Source organism: Thermus sp., assembly GCF_037444525.1.
GTDB lineage: Bacteria > Deinococcota > Deinococci > Deinococcales > Thermaceae > Thermus.
This window is the reverse complement of record NZ_JBBIMD010000050.1, coordinates 1-16,692: the sequence shown is the minus strand read 5'-3', so window position 1 is coordinate 16,692 and position 16,692 is coordinate 1. Positions and strand designations below refer to the sequence as shown.

Annotated in this window: 14 protein-coding genes, 3 tRNA genes and 1 pseudogene; 12 read left to right on the top strand and 6 right to left on the bottom strand. The window is 67.7% G+C overall.

The window, feature by feature from the left end; genetic code table 11:
* The 4 genes and pseudogenes from WKI94_RS08750 to WKI94_RS08735 form a co-directional block, all read left to right on the top strand.
* A pseudogene (locus WKI94_RS08750) lies at nt 1–177 on the top strand (transposase); the annotation flags it as partial.
* A 27-nt stretch (nt 178–204) separates the two neighbouring features.
* A tRNA-Met gene (locus WKI94_RS08745) sits at nt 205–281 on the top strand.
* A 115-nt stretch (nt 282–396) separates the two neighbouring features.
* Nucleotides 397–1,962, top strand: coding sequence for a tRNA lysidine(34) synthetase TilS (tilS, locus tag WKI94_RS08740; protein WP_337845374.1), 1,566 nt, complete (start codon nt 397–399; stop codon nt 1,960–1,962).
* A tRNA-Ser gene (locus WKI94_RS08735) sits at nt 1,916–2,007 on the top strand. The genes tilS and WKI94_RS08735 overlap by 47 nt, the downstream gene beginning before the upstream one ends.
* Before the next feature lie 118 nt (nt 2,008–2,125).
* On the opposite strand, the gene WKI94_RS08730 is transcribed toward WKI94_RS08735, so the two are convergent.
* Nucleotides 2,126–3,925: a S9 family peptidase gene (locus WKI94_RS08730; RefSeq protein ID WP_337845373.1), complete on the bottom strand. Its 1,800-nt coding sequence runs from the start codon at nt 3,923–3,925 to the stop codon at nt 2,126–2,128.
* 66 nt (nt 3,926–3,991) lie between these two features.
* On the opposite strand from WKI94_RS08730, the gene WKI94_RS08725 reads away from it, so the two are divergent.
* The 4 genes from WKI94_RS08725 to WKI94_RS08710 are packed head-to-tail and all read left to right on the top strand — an operon-like array spanning nt 3,992 to nt 6,205.
* The gene (locus WKI94_RS08725) at nt 3,992–4,717 is read left to right on the top strand and encodes a Nif3-like dinuclear metal center hexameric protein (protein ID WP_337845372.1); all 726 of its coding nucleotides are present in this window, start codon (nt 3,992–3,994) and stop codon (nt 4,715–4,717) included.
* A complete protein-coding gene (gene tmk / locus WKI94_RS08720; protein ID WP_337845371.1) occupies nt 4,714–5,325 on the top strand; it encodes a dTMP kinase in 612 nt (203 codons plus the stop codon). Before WKI94_RS08725 ends, tmk begins: the two co-directional genes overlap by 4 nt.
* On the top strand, nt 5,301–5,762 hold the full coding sequence (locus tag WKI94_RS08715) for a DUF192 domain-containing protein (RefSeq protein WP_337845370.1): 462 nt from the start codon (nt 5,301–5,303) through the stop codon (nt 5,760–5,762). Before tmk ends, WKI94_RS08715 begins: the two co-directional genes overlap by 25 nt.
* Before the next feature lie 8 nt (nt 5,763–5,770).
* Nucleotides 5,771–6,205: a DUF192 domain-containing protein gene (locus tag WKI94_RS08710; RefSeq protein ID WP_337845369.1), complete on the top strand. Its 435-nt coding sequence runs from the start codon at nt 5,771–5,773 to the stop codon at nt 6,203–6,205.
* Here the strand turns inward: WKI94_RS08710 and WKI94_RS08705 are convergent.
* The 4 genes from WKI94_RS08705 to WKI94_RS08690 all read right to left on the bottom strand — a co-directional run bounded on the left by WKI94_RS08705 (nt 6,202) and on the right by WKI94_RS08690 (nt 12,539).
* Nucleotides 6,202–7,134, bottom strand: coding sequence for a prohibitin family protein (locus WKI94_RS08705; RefSeq protein ID WP_337845368.1), 933 nt, complete (start codon nt 7,132–7,134; stop codon nt 6,202–6,204). The genes WKI94_RS08710 and WKI94_RS08705 overlap by 4 nt on opposite strands.
* A gap of 36 nt (nt 7,135–7,170) precedes the next feature.
* Complete coding sequence (locus WKI94_RS08700; RefSeq protein ID WP_337845367.1) at nt 7,171–7,392, bottom strand: FmdB family transcriptional regulator; 222 nt, start codon at nt 7,390–7,392, stop codon at nt 7,171–7,173.
* 45 nt (nt 7,393–7,437) lie between these two features.
* Nucleotides 7,438–7,989, bottom strand: a complete 552-nt coding sequence (locus WKI94_RS08695; protein WP_337845366.1) for a protoglobin domain-containing protein — start codon at nt 7,987–7,989, stop codon at nt 7,438–7,440.
* A gap of 71 nt (nt 7,990–8,060) precedes the next feature.
* Nucleotides 8,061–12,539, bottom strand: a complete 4,479-nt coding sequence (locus WKI94_RS08690) for a glutamate synthase-related protein (protein WP_337845365.1) — start codon at nt 12,537–12,539, stop codon at nt 8,061–8,063.
* A 163-nt stretch (nt 12,540–12,702) separates the two neighbouring features.
* On the opposite strand from WKI94_RS08690, the gene WKI94_RS08685 reads away from it, so the two are divergent.
* Together WKI94_RS08685 and WKI94_RS08680 are read left to right on the top strand one after the other, a co-directional pair.
* A tRNA-Lys gene (locus tag WKI94_RS08685) sits at nt 12,703–12,778 on the top strand.
* Nucleotides 12,779–12,822: 44 nt separating this feature from the next.
* Nucleotides 12,823–13,845 (top strand): DUF815 domain-containing protein, encoded by a 1,023-nt coding sequence (locus tag WKI94_RS08680; RefSeq protein ID WP_337845364.1) that lies wholly within the window; start codon nt 12,823–12,825, stop codon nt 13,843–13,845.
* Between the two features lie 122 nt (nt 13,846–13,967).
* Here WKI94_RS08680 and WKI94_RS08675 read toward each other — a convergent pair whose 3' ends face one another.
* Complete coding sequence (locus WKI94_RS08675; protein WP_337845363.1) at nt 13,968–15,590, bottom strand: CTP synthase; 1,623 nt, start codon at nt 15,588–15,590, stop codon at nt 13,968–13,970.
* Nucleotides 15,591–15,730: 140 nt separating this feature from the next.
* Here WKI94_RS08675 and rplM point away from each other — a divergent pair, with 140 nt between their 5' ends.
* Both rplM and rpsI read left to right on the top strand, forming a co-directional pair.
* Nucleotides 15,731–16,156 (top strand): 50S ribosomal protein L13, encoded by a 426-nt coding sequence (gene rplM, locus WKI94_RS08670; RefSeq protein WP_337845362.1) that lies wholly within the window; start codon nt 15,731–15,733, stop codon nt 16,154–16,156.
* Nucleotides 16,156–16,542, top strand: a complete 387-nt coding sequence (gene rpsI, locus WKI94_RS08665; RefSeq protein WP_337845361.1) for a 30S ribosomal protein S9 — start codon at nt 16,156–16,158, stop codon at nt 16,540–16,542. Before rplM ends, rpsI begins: the two co-directional genes overlap by 1 nt.
* Nucleotides 16,543–16,692: the final 150 nt, after the last annotated feature.

The window sequence follows — 16,692 nt, the reverse complement described above, 5'->3', positions numbered from 1 at the left end:
CTACAACGGGCGGAGGCTGCACCGGGCTTTGGGGGGTCTTGCGCCCTTGGGGTTCCTGGCCAAGCTCAAGGAGGAGGGGGTCCCCACAGAGTCTCAAATGTGCTGGCCAACTACAGAGCCTTGACGGGGCGGGGGGCCTTCCCTAAGATGGGGAGTGCCCGAGGGTTCTTCGGGTAGGCGGGTCCTAAGCCCGCGCAAAGGCCAGGCGGTGTAGCTCAGGTGGTCAGAGCACACGACTCATAATCGTGGTGTCGTGGGTTCGAGTCCCACCACCGCCACCAGTTGGAAACGCGAAGACCCCGGGGCTGGGTTCCCCGGGGCCTTCCTTTGGTGCCCCGGGTGGGGGGGAGGTCCCCAGGGCTCTTGTTGGGCTTAGGGAGGCCGTAAAGTGGGGGTATGGGGGAGGCAAGCCTTCCCGACCGTTTCCGGGCCAACCTTGAGCGGCTCGCCCCCAAGGACCCCTTGGTCCTCGCGGTCTCGGGGGGTGGGGACTCCGTGGCCCTGGCCCACCTGGTGCGGTCCGGGGGGCGAAGGGGGGTGGTGGCCCACCTGGACCACGCCCTGAGGCCCGACTCCGAGGAGGACCGCCGCTTCGTAGAGGCCCTGGCGGAAAGGCTTGGCTTTCCCTTCGTTTGGGAGCGGGTGGAGGTGGGCCGGCTGGCCGAGGCCCGGGGGGAGAACCTCGAGGCCCTGGCCCGCACCGTGCGCTACGCCTTCCTCCACCGGGTGGCCAAGGAGGTGGGGGCGGGGGCCATCCTTACCGCCCACACCCTGGACGACCAGGCGGAAACCCTGCTCCTCAAGCTCCTCCAGGGCACGGCCCGGGGGCTTGGCATCCGGGAAAGGGAGGGGCTTGTGGTCCGGCCCCTCCTCCCCTTCCGCCGGGCGGAGCTTCGGGCCTACCTCGAGGCCCTAGGGGAGGCCTGGCGAGAGGACACCACCAACTGGGATCTGGCCCTGGACCGGAACTACCTCCGCCACCGGATCTTCCCCCTCCTGGAGGCCCGCTTTCCCGGGGCCAAGGCCGCTTTGGCCCGCTTCGTGGGGGTGCGGGAGGAGGAGGACGCCCTCCTTGAAGAGGAGGCAAAAAGGCGCCTCGTGCCCGATGCCCGCTTCCACGGGCTCTTTAGGGGCTTTTTCGCCTACCGTATCCTCCCCCTACGCCAGGCCCCCCCTGCCCTCCGCCGCCGGGCCTTAAGGCAGGTCCTGGAGGCCCTAGGCCTCCGCCCCGAGGCCCGGCACATCGCCTACCTGGAGGAGGCCCTGACGGGCAAGGCCGCCACCCTGCCCGAGGGCTTTCGGGCCCGGGCCAAGGGGGGAACCCTCTTCCTCTTTCCCGAAGGCTTCCTTCCCCCCCTTCCCCCGGGCTTCCGCCGCCCAAGGCCGGGGGACCATCTGGAAAGGCCCTACGGCCGGAAGCGCCTTCTGGACTTTTTGGCCGAAGAGGGTGTGCCCAAGGAGCTGAAAGTCCTTTGGCCCGTCCAGGGGGAGGGGCGGGTGGAGGCGGTCCATGGCCTTTTGCCCCGGGAAGAGGTGCGCTTCATGGACCTCGCCCTAGAGGAGGCGAGGATGGCCCTGGAGGAGGGGGAGGTGCCCGTGGGGGCGGTGCTCCTTTTAGGGGGGGAGGTTTACCGGGCCCACAACCGGGTGGAGGCCCTGAAAGACCCCACGGCCCACGCGGAGATGCTCCTCCTCCGGGCTCTCGGGAAGGAGGCCCGGGGCGGGCGGCTTTACGTGACCCTCGAGCCCTGTCTCATGTGCGCCCATGCCCTAAGGGAGGCGGGGGTGGAGGTGGTCTACGGAACGGAGAACCTGAAGGAAGGGGCCCTCACCCGGTATGGGGTGGGGGAGGGGTTTAGGGGGGGAGTGAGGGCCCGGGCCTGTGCTAAACTCTTAGAGGATTTCTTCCGCGCCCGGAGGGGTGCCGGAGCGGTTGAACGGGCCGGTCTCGAAAACCGGTAGGCTCCGCAAGGGGCCTCGCGGGTTCGAATCCCGCCCCCTCCGCCAGAAAGGGCCCTAGGGGGCCCTTTTTCCTTTAGGACCCCACCGCGGCTTGGGCTGGGATAGGACACGCCGAGCCCCTTTCCTGGGGCCCCCGCCGAGGCAAAAGCCTCGGCGGGGTATCTCAGAGGTTTTCCCGCCACCAGTCCAGATAGGCCCTAAGCCGGGCCACCCGCCGGTCGGGCCGGCCCGAGCGGGAAAGCTCGTGCCCCTCCTCCGGCACCCTGAGGAAGCGGGTCTTCACCCCCAGGTGGAAGAGGGCGGTGTACCAGGTCTCCCCCTGGTCTATGGGGCAGCGGTGGTCCTTCTCGGAGTGAACCACCAGGGTGGGGGTCCTCACCTGGTGGACGTACCCCAAGGGGCTCTTTTCCCAAAGCACCTCGGGGCGCTCCCAGGGCTTGGCGAAAAGCTCCAGCCAGGTGAAGCGGGGGCCGATGTCGCTGGCCCCGAAGAAGCTGAGCCAGTTGCAGATGCTCCGGTCGGTGACCGCGGCCCGGAAGCGCTCCGGGTGGCGGGCGGTGAGCCAGTTCACCATATACCCCCCGTAACTCCCCCCGGCCACCCCCACCCGGCCCTGGTCCAGGGAGAAATGGGCCAGGACGTGGTCCAAGAAGCCCAGGAGGTCCTCTTCGTCCCGCTTCCCCCACTCGCCCTCCAGGAGGGCGAAGGCCTGGCCGTAGCCCGTGGAGCCCCGGGGGTTGCAGAAGGCCACGGCGTACCCCGCGGCCCCAAAGAGCTGGAGCTCCAGCATGGGGGCGGCCCCGAAGGCGGTGTGGGGCCCCCCGTGGATGTAGAGGATCACGGGGTGGGGGCCTTCCCCCTCGGGGAGGAGGACCCAGCCCTCCACCTCGTGCCCCTCAGGGCTTTTCCACACGGTGCAGACGGGCTCTTTGAGGGAGAGGACCCCGGCGTTCGGGTCAAAGACTCCCAAGGGGCCCTCGAGGCGGGCGGGCTGGGCGAAGCCCTCCCTGAGGAGGAAAAGCCCCTTTTCCGTCTTGGCGAAGCCGAGAACGCTTTCCCCCTCCGTGAGGGCTTCCGCCCGCCCCTCTAGGTCCACCCGGTAAAGCCGGGCCTTGCCCCCTTCCGTGCGCACCAGATAGACCCCGTCTTCCCCCCAGAAGGGTCCCTGGAAGTGGGCCCCGTAGCGCAGGTCGGAGTTCAGGGAGTTGAGGAGGCTTCCCTCAAAGAGGACCCGGGCCTCACCCCCCTTCAGATGGTAAAGCCGGGCCTCCGTCCCGCCCCCCCGCTCAAAGGCGTGGCCCAGGAAGAAGAGGCCCTCTGGGCTCCAGGTGAGGCCCTGGATGGGCCCTAGGCCGCCATAGACCCTTTCCAGCCGCCCCTCCTTTAGGAGAAAGAGGGTATCCCGCCCCTCCGCCTGGGCCGGCTTGTCCTCGGCCATGACCAGGTAGAGCCCCTCGGGGGCAAAAAGGGCCTCCTTGGGGTGGGGGTGGCGCTCCAGGAGGGGCCCTTCCTGCCCCAGAAGGTAAAGCCCCACCCCGCTTCCGGGGAGGAGGCCCCGCCCGTCAAACTTGAAGGGCCAGGTCTCGTAGACCCGGGGGAGGTCCTTGGCCGCCTCCTCCTTTAGGGCCAGGTAGGCCACCTCCCCTTCAGGCCCCAGGAAGTAGTCCAGCACCCCGCCCGTGTGGGTGAGCCTTTCGGCCTCCCCGCCCCTCAGGTCCAGGCGGAAGAGCTCGGGGCGCTCCTCCACCTTCCGCAGGAAGTAGACGTAGGGGTGGGCGTAGCGGGGCTTTCGGGCTTCTTCCTGGGTCAGGAAGCGGAGGGCCCCGTCCCAAAGGGCAAGCCGCGAGCGGTAGCGGGGCGGGGTGCCTTCTTGGATCTCGGTGAGGACGAAAAGGGGCAGGCCCTCGGGGCCGGGGGTGAGGTCGGAGAGGAAGCGGAGGCGGTAGAGGAGTTCGGGTTCAATGGTCCCATGATACTGACCGTCCGGTCAAAAGGAGGGATGTTCCTCGCCTAGGGTAAGCTAGGGCCCATGGACCGGGACGAGCTGGTGGCCTACCTGGACGGGTACCTGAGGATCCGGGAGTTCCAGGACCTCTCCCTCAATGGCCTCCAGGTGGAGGGGAAGAGAGAGGTGCGCAAGGTGGGGGCGGCGGTGGACGCGGGGCTTGCGATTTTTGAGAAGGCCCTCGAGGCCGGGGTGGACTTCCTCATCGTCCACCACGGGCTCTTCTGGGGGAAACCCTTTCCCATCACCGGCCACCACAAGCGCCGCCTGGAGGCCCTCTTCCAGGGGGAGATTAACCTCTATGCCGCCCACCTCCCTTTAGACGCCCACCCCGAGGTGGGGAACAACTGGGAGATGGCCCGGGCCCTGGGCCTTTTGGACCTCGAGCCCTTTGACGTGGGGGTGAAGGGGCGTTTTCCCGTGCCCACCCCCTTGGTGCGGGTAGCGGACATGCTGGGCCAGCTTACGGGGATGCAACCCCTGGTGCACCAGGGGGGGAGCGAGTGGGTGGAGACGGTGACCATCGTCTCCGGAGGGGCGGCGGGGCTTTTGGAGAGGGTGGAAACGGACCTCTTCATCACGGGGGAGCCCAAGCACAGCCTCTTCCACGAGACCTTTGAGCGGGGGAAGAACGTGATCTACGCTGGCCACTACGATACGGAAACCTTCGGGGTGAAGGCCCTGGCCCGCCACCTCGAGGCCCGCTTCGGCCTCCCCTGGGTCTTCCTGGACCATCCCACCGGGCTATGAGGGGCTTCTTCCTCACCTTTGAGGGCCTGGACGGCTCCGGGAAGACCACCCAAAGCCAGCTCCTTTTCGGGTGGCTGAAGGCCCAGGGCATAAAGGCCCTCCTCACCCGGGAGCCCGGGGGGGGGATCCCCGGGGTGCGGACCCTTCTCCTATCGGGGAAGCTTTCCCCCGAGGCGGAGTACCTCCTCTTTTCCGCGGACCGGGCGGAGCACGTGCGGAAGGTGATCCGCCCTGCTCTGGAGGCGGGGGTTTTCGTCATCTCCGACCGCTATCTGGACTCCAGCCTGGCCTACCAGGGGTACGGCCTAGGCCTTCCCCTCCCCTGGCTTCTAGGGGTGGCGGAAGGAGCCACAGGGGGGCTTAAGCCCCACCTCACCGTCCTTTTGGACCTCCCCCCCGAGGAGGCCCTTTTGCGCAAAGGGGTGCGGGACGGTATAGAGGGCCGGGACCTTTCCTTTTTCCGCCGGGTGCGGGAGGGGTACCGGGCCTTGGCCCAGGCCGAGCCCGGGCGCTTCCTGGTGCTGGACGCGAGAAAAGACCGGGAGGAACTCCAGGAGGCCATCCGGGATGCCATAATGGCCCTATGGCCCCAAGGCTTTTCCGGCTAGCCCTCCTCTTCGGCCTCGCCTTGGCCCAGGGGCTTTCCTTCCCCCGGAGCACCCTCTATGTGGAAAGCGGGGGGAAACGCCACCTTCTAAAGGTGGAGGTGGCCGACACCCCCGAGCGCCAGGCCCAGGGCCTCATGTTCCGCAAAACCCTTGGGGAGGATGAGGGGATGGTCTTCCTCTTCCCAGAGCCCACCGGGGGAGGGTTCTGGATGAAGAACACTCTTATCCCCCTTTCCATCGCCTTTTTTGACCGCCAGGGAGTGATCCTGCGCATCCTGGACATGGAGCCCTGCCGGAAAGACCCCTGCCCCGTCTACTACCCGGGGGTGGTCTACCAGGGGGCCTTGGAGGTGAACCGGGGCTGGTTTGCCCACCGGGGGGTGCGGCCCGGGGACCGGGTGGGGGGGGAGGCCCTGCGTTTTTGGCCTAGGCCATGAGGGCCTTCATGCTCCGGCTTGTGGGGTTCGCCCTTCTCCTCTTCCTTTTCGTGCTTTCCTTCCTGGGCTACTTCCTCACCGCCCAGCGCCTCCGGACCCCCCTTCCCCCAGAGGCGGTGGTGGTGAAGCGGGGTGGGCAGGCCTTCACCCTGAGGGCCCGCCTGGCTCGGACCCCCGAGGCCTGGCGGCTGGGCCTGGGGCTTAGGCAAGAGGACCTCGAGGCCCTCCTCTACCTCTTTCCTGAGGCCACGGACGCTCCCTTTAGCACGGAGGGGTACCGTTTCCCCGTGGTGGTGGCCTTTTTGGACGGGGAGGGGCGGGTGCTCAAGGTGGCCCGCCTGGAGCCTGGGGAAAGCGTAGCTCCCGGCACCGCTTACCGGGGGGTGCTGGAGGTGCGGGCCGGGGCCTTTGAGCCCCGGCCGGGGGACCGGGTGCTCCCCTAGCGGGTTTGGCCGCCTAGCCCCCTTAGGTCCAGGAGGAAGTTCCCCGTGCTGGGGACGAAGACCGTCTGCACCCCAGGGGCCAGCTTCTCCGCGAAGGTGAGCTGGACCACCTCTGGCGCGGCCTTCAGGGTCCGGCCCCGAAGCTCAATGGCCCGCGCCTCTCCCTCGGCTCGGAGCACCGCCGCGTCCCGTTCGGCCCGGGCCTCTATGATGCGCCGCTCGGCGGCGATCTCCGCCTGCTTGCGGCGGTTGATCTCAATCTGGACCTGCTGCTCCGCGGTTTGCTTTTCCTCAATCACCTTGGCCACCGCCTCGGGGATGCGGATCTCCCGCAGGAGGACGGAGACCAGCTCGATGTGGTAGGCCTGCAGGGTGGTCTCGAGGCCGGCGATGACCGCGGTTTCCAGGGCGGTGCGCTGGGTGCTGATGAGCTCCGCGGCCCCGAACTGCCCCACCGCGTCGCGCACCTTGGAGCGGATCTGGGGGATCAGGAGGGTTTCCAGGTACCCCGGCCCCACCTCCTGATGGAGGCGGGCTGCCTCTGCAGCTAGAACCCGGTACTGGACGGTGACATCCACCCCGATCTCCAACCCTTCCTTGGAACGGGCCCGGATGGAGGTGTCCACCCGCCGCTCCCCCTCGTGTGGGGCGGAGAGGGTTACCTCCTTGACCCGGGCGTCGTAGAGGATGACCTTCTGCACCAGGGGCAGGACCAGATGGACCCCCTCGCCCAGGGGCCGGGGCTGCACTCCCCGGAAGACGTTGAAGACCACCCCCACGTGCCCCGCGGGCACCAGGACCAGGCTGTTGGCGAGCAGGAGGGCCATCCCTCCCAGAACCACCAGGGGAAGGGCCCAGGCCCGCCTCTCCGGGCGGAAGGCCAGGGCCACCCCTAACCCCAAGAGCACCAGGGCAAACACGTTGGCCATGCGCCCATCATAGGGCCATGGCCGGGGTGGAAGGGGCTACTTCTTCTCCTCGCTTTCGGACTTGCTTTCGCCCCTGTTCTTCTTGGCGTAGTCCTTCACGTGCCAGCCCGATCCCTTGAAGATGATGGCCGGGGCGGTGATGACCCGCTTCAGGGGCTCCCCGGTCTCGGGATGGGCCTTCAGGGGCTCGTCGTGGAAGCCCTGCTCAAACTCGTAGTAGTTGCCCGTTTCCAAGCCCTTGTACACGTAGACCGGCATACCCTTCCCTCCTATGAGGATTTTGACACTCAAGCCATTTGAGTGTCAAGCCCCGGCAAGGAGCTCCGCCGCGCCGGCCACCAGGGCCTTTTCCAGGTCCCGGTGGCCTAGGCTTAGGCCCGTGGAGAGGGCCTCGAGGTAGCTTTCCTCAATCAGGGCCACCTCTATGGCGATGATCTTCTCAAAGGCCTCCACCGCAGGGAAGACCTCGGGGCCCCTCAGGGCGGAGCGCAGGTGCTCAAGGGAGAGCTCCTGCACCAGGCCCATGGCGGGGATCATGGCCCGGGGGCCGATGCCGAGCCTGGCGTGCACCAGCCCGATGCGGCGCCGCCCTTCCGCGTAGGTGCGGTCGTAGACCCCGCTGAAAAGCCCCCCGTACCAGCGGGCGAAGGTCCCATAAAGCCGCTCCACCCGCCCCGGGACCGCGTGGAGGATGGCGGAAAGCTCCTCGTCCCGGCCCAGGTAATCGTAAAAGGCCAGGGCCACCTCCGGCCCCAAGGGGGCCATGAGGCCGCCCAACTCCCTCAGAACCCCCGCGTGGGCCGGGAGGAAGCCCGTCCGGCGCTTGAGGAGGTCCAGGAGGGCCCCAGGGTCCATGGGACAAATGTACCAGGTCAGGGGTGAAGAAGGGGAGGCCCCTTTGGAGGGCCTCCCTTAGGAAGGGGGGGTTACTCCGTGCTCACTCCCTGCTCCACCTGCTGATTCACCGGCTCCACCATGCGGAAGTGCTGGGCGGGGTCCTGGAGAAGGGCCTCGAGGCGCCTTGCCTTCTCCTCCCGCTTGGCCTCGAGGAGCACCTGGATGTAGGCGGAAAGGAGCTCCCTTACGTCCTCCACCCCCCGGGCGTCCAGGGGCTTCACCGCCACCTTGGCCCCCTTGGCGAGCCGCCTCCGGATGGCCTCCTCCGTGAGGCCCATCTCCGGCCAGTGCCGCAGGTAGACCCGGCCCCCCGTCATCCCCGAGCAGATCCAGGGCCCGGGGTCCCCCAGGACCAGGGCCCGGCCCCGGGTCATGTATTCAAAGGCGAAGCCCTTGGCCTGGGCCCGGGCTGCCAGGTTGCCGAGGTCGTCCCTGAGGGGCCGCTCGGGCTCCCCGCCCAGGATCACGTCCGCCCCCGAGAGGCGGATGCAGAAGCGGCTGTCCGCCATCCCCTCCACGATGAGGAGGCCCCCGATGGCCCCGTAGGCGAAGCTTTTGCCCACGGACCCGTCCACGTAGGCCCCGTAGGGGTTCCGGCCCTTGAGCACCGCCACCACCCCCCCAAAGGCGCTCTTGGCCACCCCATCCTGGGCCCCGCCCTCCACCACCACCTTCATCCCCTCCACGTTGAAGGCGGCAAGGCCGTTGCCCGCGATACTCCCCGCGTCAAAGCGGAGCTCCACCTCCGCGTCAAAGCCCTTGCCGTAGAGCCGCCTGCGGGCGATCTCCCCCGCCAGGTGGGCCCCCAGGGCCCGGTCGGTGGAGTCCACGGGGCCTTCCTGGAAGACGAGGCGCCGCCCGCCCTCCCCGTAGGCCCCCATGACCACCTCGGTGATGGCGCGGGTGAGCTGGTTCAGGGGTTTGCGCAGGAGGTGGGCGGAGGTGTCCTTGAGCCAGTCGGGCTCCTCCACGGGGAGGAAGAGGTAGGAGAGGTCTATTTCCTCCAAGTGGTCCCGCTGGTAGAGGAGGTCGGAGCGGCCCCGAAGCTCCCTGAGGGAGCGGGCCCCCAAGGCGGCCACTAGCTCCCTTAAGGCCTCCCCCTTGGCCTGGAAGAAGCGGACAAGCTGCTCCACCGCCCGGTCCAGGTCCTGGGGGACGAAGCGCTTGAGCCCGTGGGCCAAGGCCTCCTCCACGGTCTCAATCTGGGTGGTGATGCCCACGTGGCAGGTGTCCAGCTGGCACCCCCGGCAGATGGTGCACCCGATGGCCACCATGGCCATGGTGGCCATGCCCACCCGGTCCGCCCCCAGAAGGACCATGCGCAGGACGTCGTAGGCCGTCTTCAGGCCCCCATCGGCCCAGATCTCCACCCGGTCCCGAAGCCCGGCCCGCACCAGGGCCCTATGGGCCCGGCGCACCCCGAGCTCCACGGGAAGGCCCGCGTACTTCAGGGCATGGAGGCGGGCCGCCCCCGTGCCCCCCTCAAACCCCGAGAGGGTGATGACATCCGCCCCCGCCTTGGCGATCCCCACGGCGATGGTGCCAATGCCCGGGATCACCGGCACCTTCACTGAGACCAGGGCCTTGGGGTTTACGGTTTTGAGCTCCTCAATGAGCTGGGCCAGGTCCTCAATGGAGTAGAGGTCGTGGTTGTTGGAGGGGCTGATGAGGTCCACCCCCGGCACCGCGTTCCGGGCCGCGGCCACCTTGGCCGAGACCTTCTTGCCGGGAAGGTGCCCGCCCTCCCCCGGCTTCGCCCCCTGGCCGATCTTGATCTCTATGACGCTAGCCGAGTTCAGCATGTAGGCGTGGACCCCGAAGCGGCCCGAGGCCACCTGCTGGCCCCGCCAGTGGGTGTAGCGGCCCAGCATGTCCGGGATCTCCCCGCCCTCCCCGTTGATGCAGAGCATGTTGAGGCGCTTGGCCGCCTCCACGTAGGCCCGGAAGGAGGCTTCCCCTTGGGAGCCGAAGCTCATGGCGCTGATGAGGAAGGGGAGGGAGTGGCCCCCCACGGAGAGGTCCACCTCCTCTGGGGAGACCTCGCTCCGCTCGGGGAAGCGCACCTCCAAAAGTTGCCTTGCGGCCACGGGGCTTTCCCGCTCCAGGGAGCGCACCTTCTCCTGGAAGTGGGCGTAGGGGGCCTGGCCCGAGGCCACCTCCTGGGCGGCTTTGTAGATCCTGGGGTTGAAGCGGAAGTCCTTGGCCGGGAGCACCTTTTCCGCCCGCAGGAAGCCTTCCCGCTCCAGGAGGGTCCTTTCCAGCTCCAAAAAGCCATACCCCCCCTCCTCGGAGCCGAAGAAGTTGCGGGTGCCGAAGTACTCGGCAAGCTCCGGCTTCAGGCCTAGGCTGCTGAAGATCCGCCCGTAGCCCCGGAGCTCATGGATGCCCATGGTGGAGATGACCTTTTCTAGGCCCTTCTTGAGGGCTTCTAGGGCGTTGGCTACCCCTTTCCGCCCCTCCAGGGCCCGGGCCTTCTCCTCCAAAAGCCAAGGGGCCACGGCCTCCGCCCCAAGGCCCAAGAGGAAGGCCACGTCGTGGAGGTTTCTCACCCCGCCGGAGTGGACCAGGAGGGAGGTCTTCCGCCTTAGGGCCACGCCGTCCCTGTATTTTTTGGAAAGAGCCCGATTAACCGCGGCCACCGCCAGGCCGATGTCAATCCAGATGCCCCCCTGGAAGGCCTCGCGGTCGGAGAGGATGAGGACCTCGGCGCCCCCTTCCACCGCCCGGATGGCCTCCGCTTCCAGGCGCTTGAGGCCGAGGAGGAGGCCTTCCTCCACCGTGAACCGGGGGATAAGGGTGGCGGTCTGGAAGCGGGCCTTGACCTCCTCCAGGGTGAGGGTGCCGAAGGCCTCCGCCAGGCCGACGTCGTCCTCCAGGACGATGGGCAGGAGGAGTTCCTCCACCCGGCCCCCGCCCCGGCCGTCCGGGAGGGGGCGGCGCCCTAAGAGGGTGCGGGTGGAGAAGTGCTCGATCTCCCGCTCCCGGTCAATGGCCGGGTTGGTCACCACGGCCACCGTCTCCTTGAAGAACTCGGAAAGGTTAGGCTTTTCCGGGTTCAGGGCGGCCAGGGGGCCGTCGTAGCCCAGGGAGCCGATGGGCTCGTTCCCGGTCTTGGCCAGGGCCTCGAGGTAGGCCCCGTCCCACCGGTCCCAGCCGTAGGCCCGCTCCAGCCCCAGGGGGGGCGGGGCGGGCTTTTCCTCCACCTGGGCCTCGCTGCCCCCAGCCAGGGGGGGCGGGGCCTGGCGCAGGGGCCCCCGGAGGTGGAGCCGGTGGCCCGTCACCGGGGTGCGGGCGGCGATGCGCTCCAGCACCAGGCGCTGGTGGCGGTCAAAGGGGAGGACCTTGGGGCCCTCGGGGGTGAGGCGCAGGTAGACCTTCTCCCCGGGGGCCAGGGGCTTGGGCTCCGTCACGAACTCTTCCGCGTTGAAGACCCCCCTTTCCGAGGAGAAGACGATCTCGTAGGGGGTTTCAAACTGCCAAAGGGGCCTTAGGCCCATGGCGTCCGTGGCGAAGGCCGCCTCGTCCCGGTGGCGGCTCACGATGGCCGCGGGGCCCTGGGCCAGGGGGCCGAAGCGCTGGCGCAGGGCCATGTAGAGGTCCTGGAGTTCCTCGGGCAGGCCCTTGATCTCCCCCAGGATGGGGGGGAAGACCAGGTCCATGGCCTCGGGGAGGGTAAGGCCAAAACGGTAGATGAGCCCCTCCAGCATGCGGTTCAGGTCCTGGGAGTCTGAGCCTCCGGTGCGGGGGATGCCCAGGTGGTCCATCTCCCGCCTTAGGCGCTCGATGGTGTTGATTTCGCCGTTGTGGCCGATGAGGCCGAAGGGCTGGACCTGCTCAAAGGTGGAGAGGGTGTTGGTGGAGTAGCGGTTGTGGCCCAAGGCGATGGCGCTCTTAAACTCGGGGCGGGAAAGCTCGGGGTAGTAGCGCTTTAAAAGCTCCGCCGCCCCCCGGACCTTGTAGACCACGCTGTGGGTGGAGAGGGAGACCACGTGCACGGGGAACTGGGCCTCGAGCCTAAGCCCCAGTTCCCAAAGGGGGGCGTCCCCGTCGGGGCTGATGCCCACCACCTGCAGGAAGAGGGGCTCGGTGCGCCGCCCCACGGGGCCCAAGACCTCGCTCACCACCTCCCCCCGTTTCCAGTACACGGGGCGGACCCCAAGCCGGGTCCCTTCGGCTTTGAGGAGGTCCAGGAAGGCTTCTATTCGGCCCTCCTCGCCCTTGGGCAGGAAGAAGTGGCCCACAAAGAAGCGGGGGTTGTAGGCCAGCTCAGGTTCCAGCCCTGCCTTCTCTAGGAAGTGGGCCCATAGCTCCCGGGGGATGTCGGTCTGGATCCCCGTTCCGTCCCCCTCACCCCGGATGGCCCCGGCCCGGTGGGCCATGCGGTATAGGCTCTCCAGGGTCCTCCGCACGATGCGGTGGGAGGGCTTGCCGCTCTTTTCCGCCATGGCGATGATGCCGCAGGCGTCCTGGCCTATGGGGATATCCGGGTAGGCTTCCTTCCAGGTCATCTTCGGGCTCCTTTGGCGCGGGGGAGTTTGGGGTAGGCAAAGATATGCGCGTCGTTCTCCGGATTATACACACCCCCAAGGGCAGGGTCAAGGCGCTTGGGAATGTCTTCCCGAACCTGCTTGACAACCCCTCTCTTCCCCGGTAAACTACGTTTTGGCGTTTGGGCCGCTAGCTCAACCGGTAGAGCAACCGACTCTTAATCGGTGGGTTACAGGTTCGAGTCCTGTGCGGCCCACCAAAGGCCCCGGGGAAAACCCCCGGGGTTTCGCTATGATGGGCCCCATGAAGCCGGAGCGCCCTTTGGACCTTCTGGCCCTGGACCTGCCCGCGGGGGAGCCTTGGGGCTACGCCTACGCCCAGGTCCTCCTCAAGGCCCCTTGGGCCTGGCGGGCCCTAAGGCCTACCCCGGGGGTCTTGGACCTTATGGGGCGGAGTCTGGAGGAACTTTACTTGGAACTCCTCCGCCGCCGGGAGGAGGAGCCCTTGGGCTCCTTGGGGGAAAGGCCTCCCCACCCTGCGGAGGAGAAGGCCCTGAGGGCCCTCCTCGCCCGCGACCCCAAGGCCCTGGCCGAGGTGCTTCAGACCTATGGGCCTTGGCCCTACGCCCTTTACCGGGCCTTCCGCTTTGACGGGACGGTGCACCCGGTCCTGAGGCCCAAACTGCCTCCGGAGGATGTCCTGGTGGGCTATGAGGGGGAGCGGAAGGCCCTGGAGGAGAACGTGCGGCGCTTCCTGGAGGGCCGCCCCGCCCTGCACACCCTCCTCTACGGGGCCCGGGGCACGGGGAAGAGCACCCTGGCCAAGAGCCTCCTCCGCTTCCCCGAGGTCCAGATGGTGGAGGTGGAGCCCTCCGCCTTGGGCGCCCTGGACCGGCTTTTGGAGGAGCTGGGTTCTCTCCCCAAACGCTTTATCCTCTTTCTGGACGACCTCTCCCTGGACCCCGAGGGGGAGGCCTTCCACCACCTGAAAGCCCTTCTGGAGGGTAGCCTCCAGGGCACCCCGGAGAACGTCCTCCTCCTCGCCACCTCCAACCGCCGCCACCTGGTGCGCGCCCTGGGGACGAACCCCCTTCCCGGGGAGGACCCCCAGGCCTGGGATGCCTTGCAGGACACCCTGGCCCTGGGGGAGCGGTTTGGCCTGGTCCTCACCTTCCCGCCCTTTGACCGCGCCCTGTACCTTAAGGCCGTGGCCCGCCACCTGGGCCGCCCCTTGAGCCGGGAGGAGGAGGAAAAAGCCCTCCGCTTCGCCCTGGCCCGGGGGTTTTCCGGAAGGGCGGCGGAGCAGTTCGCCAGAACCCTGCGCTAAGTGCCCCAACGAAGCTTTCGCTTCGGTGGGGACCCCAGAAAGAGGGTCCAGCATGCCCTTCCTCCGAGCCTCATAAGGATTTTTCAATGCCCGGGCACCTAGGCTCTTGGGGCCCGGAGGCTTCAGCGGCCTACCGAAGCGTGGGCCAGAGCCGCCTCCACAAAGCCCACGAAGGGGGGTGAGGGGCGCATGGGGCGGCTTTTGAACTCGGGGTGGCTCTGAAGGCCGAGGAAGAAGGGGTGGTCCCTTAGCTCAATGGCCTCCACCAGCCCCGCCCCCCGGCCGGCCATGCCCGGGGTCACCCCTGAGACCACAAGCCCTGTCCCCTCCAGGGCTTCCACGTAGGCCGGGTTCACCTCGTAGCGGTGCCGGTGGCGCTCCCGCACCTCCTCCTTCCCGTAAAGGCGGTGGAGGAGGGTCCCTTCCTTTATGCGCATGGGCCACTCCCCAAGGCGCATGGTCCCCCCAAGGCCCTCCACCTCCAGCTGCTCGGGCATGAGGTCGATCACCGGGTGGGGGGTGTAGGGGTCAAACTCCGTGGAGTTGGCCCCCTTGAGCCCGGCCACGTGGCGGGCAAACTCTATGACCGCCACCTGGAGCCCTAGGCAGATGCCGAGGAAGGGGATCTTCCTTTCCCGGGCGAACCGGACCGCGCGGATCTTGCCCTCTATCCCCCGCACCCCAAACCCCCCAGGCACCAGGATGCCGGAGACATCCTGGAAGGCCTCTTCCAGGTCCCCGTTTTCCAGCCCTTCCGCGTCCACCCACTTCACCTCCACCCGGGCCCGGTTCTTGATCCCCGCGTGCTTTAAGGCCTCCAGGAGGGAGAGGTAGGCGTCCGGCATCTTCACGTACTTCCCCGCGATGGCGATGCGCACCGTGCGCTCGGGGTGCTTCAGGATGCGCACCGCTTCCTGCCAGAAGGTGAGGTTGGGGAAGACGGGCTCGAGGCCAAGGGCCTTCTCCACCGCCCGGCCTAGGCCCTGCTCTTCCAGGAGGAGGGGGACCTGGTAGAGGTGCTCCACGTTGGGGCTACTGAACACGTACCCCGGGCGGACGTTGGTGAAGAGGGCCACCTTCTTGCGCACCTCCTCGGGGACGGGTTTCACCGAGCGCAGGACCACCATGTCCGGCTGGATGCCCACGCCCCTCAAGGTGGCTACAGAATGCTGGGTGGGCTTGGTCTTGAACTCCTCGCTGGTTTCCAGGTAGGGGACCAGGGTGAGGTGGAGGTAGAGGGTGCTCCCCTCCCCCTCGTCAAAGCGGAACTGGCGGATGGCCTCGAGGAAGGGCAGGCTCTCAATGTCCCCCACCGTGCCCCCCACCTCCACCACGGCGATCTCCGCCTCCTGCTCCCGGGCCACCTTGCGGATCCTGTCTTTGATCTCGTCCGTGATGTGGGGGATGACCTGGACGGTCTGGGAGAGGTACTCCCCCCGCCTTTCCTTCTGGATCACCGAGAGGTAAATCTGGCCCGTGGTGAGGTTGTTGCCCCGGGAGAGGTCCACGTCCAGGAAGCGCTCGTAGTGGCCGATGTCCAGGTCCGTCTCCGCCCCATCCCCCGTGACGAAGACCTCCCCGTGCTCGTAGGGGCGCATGGTGCCCGCGTCCACGTTCACGTAAGGGTCTATCTTGATGGCCGTAACCCGGTAGCCCCGGGCCCTAAGGATGGCCCCCAAGGAGGAGGTGAGAATGCCCTTGCCCAGGCTGGAGACCACGCCGCCGGTGACGAAGATGTACTTCATGGGCCTTGGGCCCTTATCCGAAGCTCCCACGGGTCTTCAGCCTACCACATCTGGCAAGGGGGCGGGGGTTTATGGTAGAGTCTTCTTTGGCGTTCTTGCGGGGTCCCCCGATCCCCCGGCAAGAACAAAGGAGGGCCCTGGTGAAGACCTACGTACCGAAAGACATAGAGCCCCGCTGGGTGCTCATTGACGCGGAGGGGAAGACCCTGGGGCGGCTCGCCACCCAGATCGCCACCCTCCTTAGGGGCAAGCACCGCCCCGACTGGACGCCCAACCTGGCCATGGGGGATTTTGTGGTGGTGGTGAACGCGGACAAGATCCGCCTCACCGGCAAGAAACTTAAGGATAAGATCTACACCCGCTATAGCGGCTACCAGGGTGGGCTTAAGGAGATCCCCGCGGAGAAGCTCCTGGCCACCCACCCCGAGCGGGTCCTGGAGCACGCGGTGAAGGGCATGCTCCCCAAGGGCCCCTTGGGCCGTCGGCTCTTTAAGCGCCTGAAGGTCTACGCGGGGCCCAACCACCCCCACCAGGCGCAAAGGCCTGTGAAGCTGGAGGTCCAGTAATGGAGCAGTACTACGGCACGGGTAGGCGGAAGGAGGCGGTGGCCCGGGTGTTCCTGCGCCCCGGGAGCGGCAGGGTCACCGTGAACGGGCAGGACTTTGCGGAGTACTTCCGGGGACTGGTGCGGGCGGTGGCGGCCCTCGAGCCCCTCAGGGCGGTGGACGCCCAGAGCCGCTTTGACGCCTACATCACCGTCCGGGGGGGCGGCAAAAGCGGCCAGGTGGAGGCCATCCGCCTGGGCGTGGCCCGCGCCCTCCTCCAGTACAACCCCGATTACCGGGCCCGCCTTAAGCCCCTGGGTTTCCTCACCCGGGACGCCCGCGTGGTGGAGCGGAAGAAGTACGGCAAGCACAAGGCCCGCCGGGCACCCCAGTACTCCAAGCGCTAGCCAAGGGATGGGAACGCCCCCCAGGAAACCCTGGGGGGTTTTTCCTTGGTCTCCTCTAGGCGTTCTTCCGAGTGAACTCCTCCCGGAGTTCCCGGCGCAGGATCTTCCCCACGCTGGACTTGGGGAGGCTTTCGCGGAAGCGGATGATGC

What these genes read in the sequence shown, in the direction of transcription:
- tilS (WP_337845374.1), top strand. Translation starts at nt 397, where the DNA reads ATGGGGGAGGCAAGCCTTCCCGACCGTTTCCGGGCCAACCTTGAGCGG.
- WKI94_RS08725 (WP_337845372.1), top strand. Translation starts at nt 3,992, where the DNA reads ATGGACCGGGACGAGCTGGTGGCCTACCTGGACGGGTACCTGAGGATC.
- tmk (WP_337845371.1), top strand. Translation starts at nt 4,714, where the DNA reads ATGAGGGGCTTCTTCCTCACCTTTGAGGGCCTGGACGGCTCCGGGAAG.
- WKI94_RS08715 (WP_337845370.1), top strand. Translation starts at nt 5,301, where the DNA reads ATGGCCCCAAGGCTTTTCCGGCTAGCCCTCCTCTTCGGCCTCGCCTTG.
- WKI94_RS08710 (WP_337845369.1), top strand. Translation starts at nt 5,771, where the DNA reads ATGCTCCGGCTTGTGGGGTTCGCCCTTCTCCTCTTCCTTTTCGTGCTT.
- WKI94_RS08705 (WP_337845368.1), bottom strand. Translation starts at nt 7,134, where the DNA reads ATGGCCAACGTGTTTGCCCTGGTGCTCTTGGGGTTAGGGGTGGCCCTG.
- WKI94_RS08700 (WP_337845367.1), bottom strand. Translation starts at nt 7,392, where the DNA reads ATGCCGGTCTACGTGTACAAGGGCTTGGAAACGGGCAACTACTACGAG.
- WKI94_RS08695 (WP_337845366.1), bottom strand. Translation starts at nt 7,989, where the DNA reads ATGGACCCTGGGGCCCTCCTGGACCTCCTCAAGCGCCGGACGGGCTTC.
- WKI94_RS08690 (WP_337845365.1), bottom strand. Translation starts at nt 12,539, where the DNA reads ATGACCTGGAAGGAAGCCTACCCGGATATCCCCATAGGCCAGGACGCC.
- WKI94_RS08680 (WP_337845364.1), top strand. Translation starts at nt 12,823, where the DNA reads ATGAAGCCGGAGCGCCCTTTGGACCTTCTGGCCCTGGACCTGCCCGCG.
- WKI94_RS08675 (WP_337845363.1), bottom strand. Translation starts at nt 15,590, where the DNA reads ATGAAGTACATCTTCGTCACCGGCGGCGTGGTCTCCAGCCTGGGCAAG.
- rpsI (WP_337845361.1), top strand. Translation starts at nt 16,156, where the DNA reads ATGGAGCAGTACTACGGCACGGGTAGGCGGAAGGAGGCGGTGGCCCGG.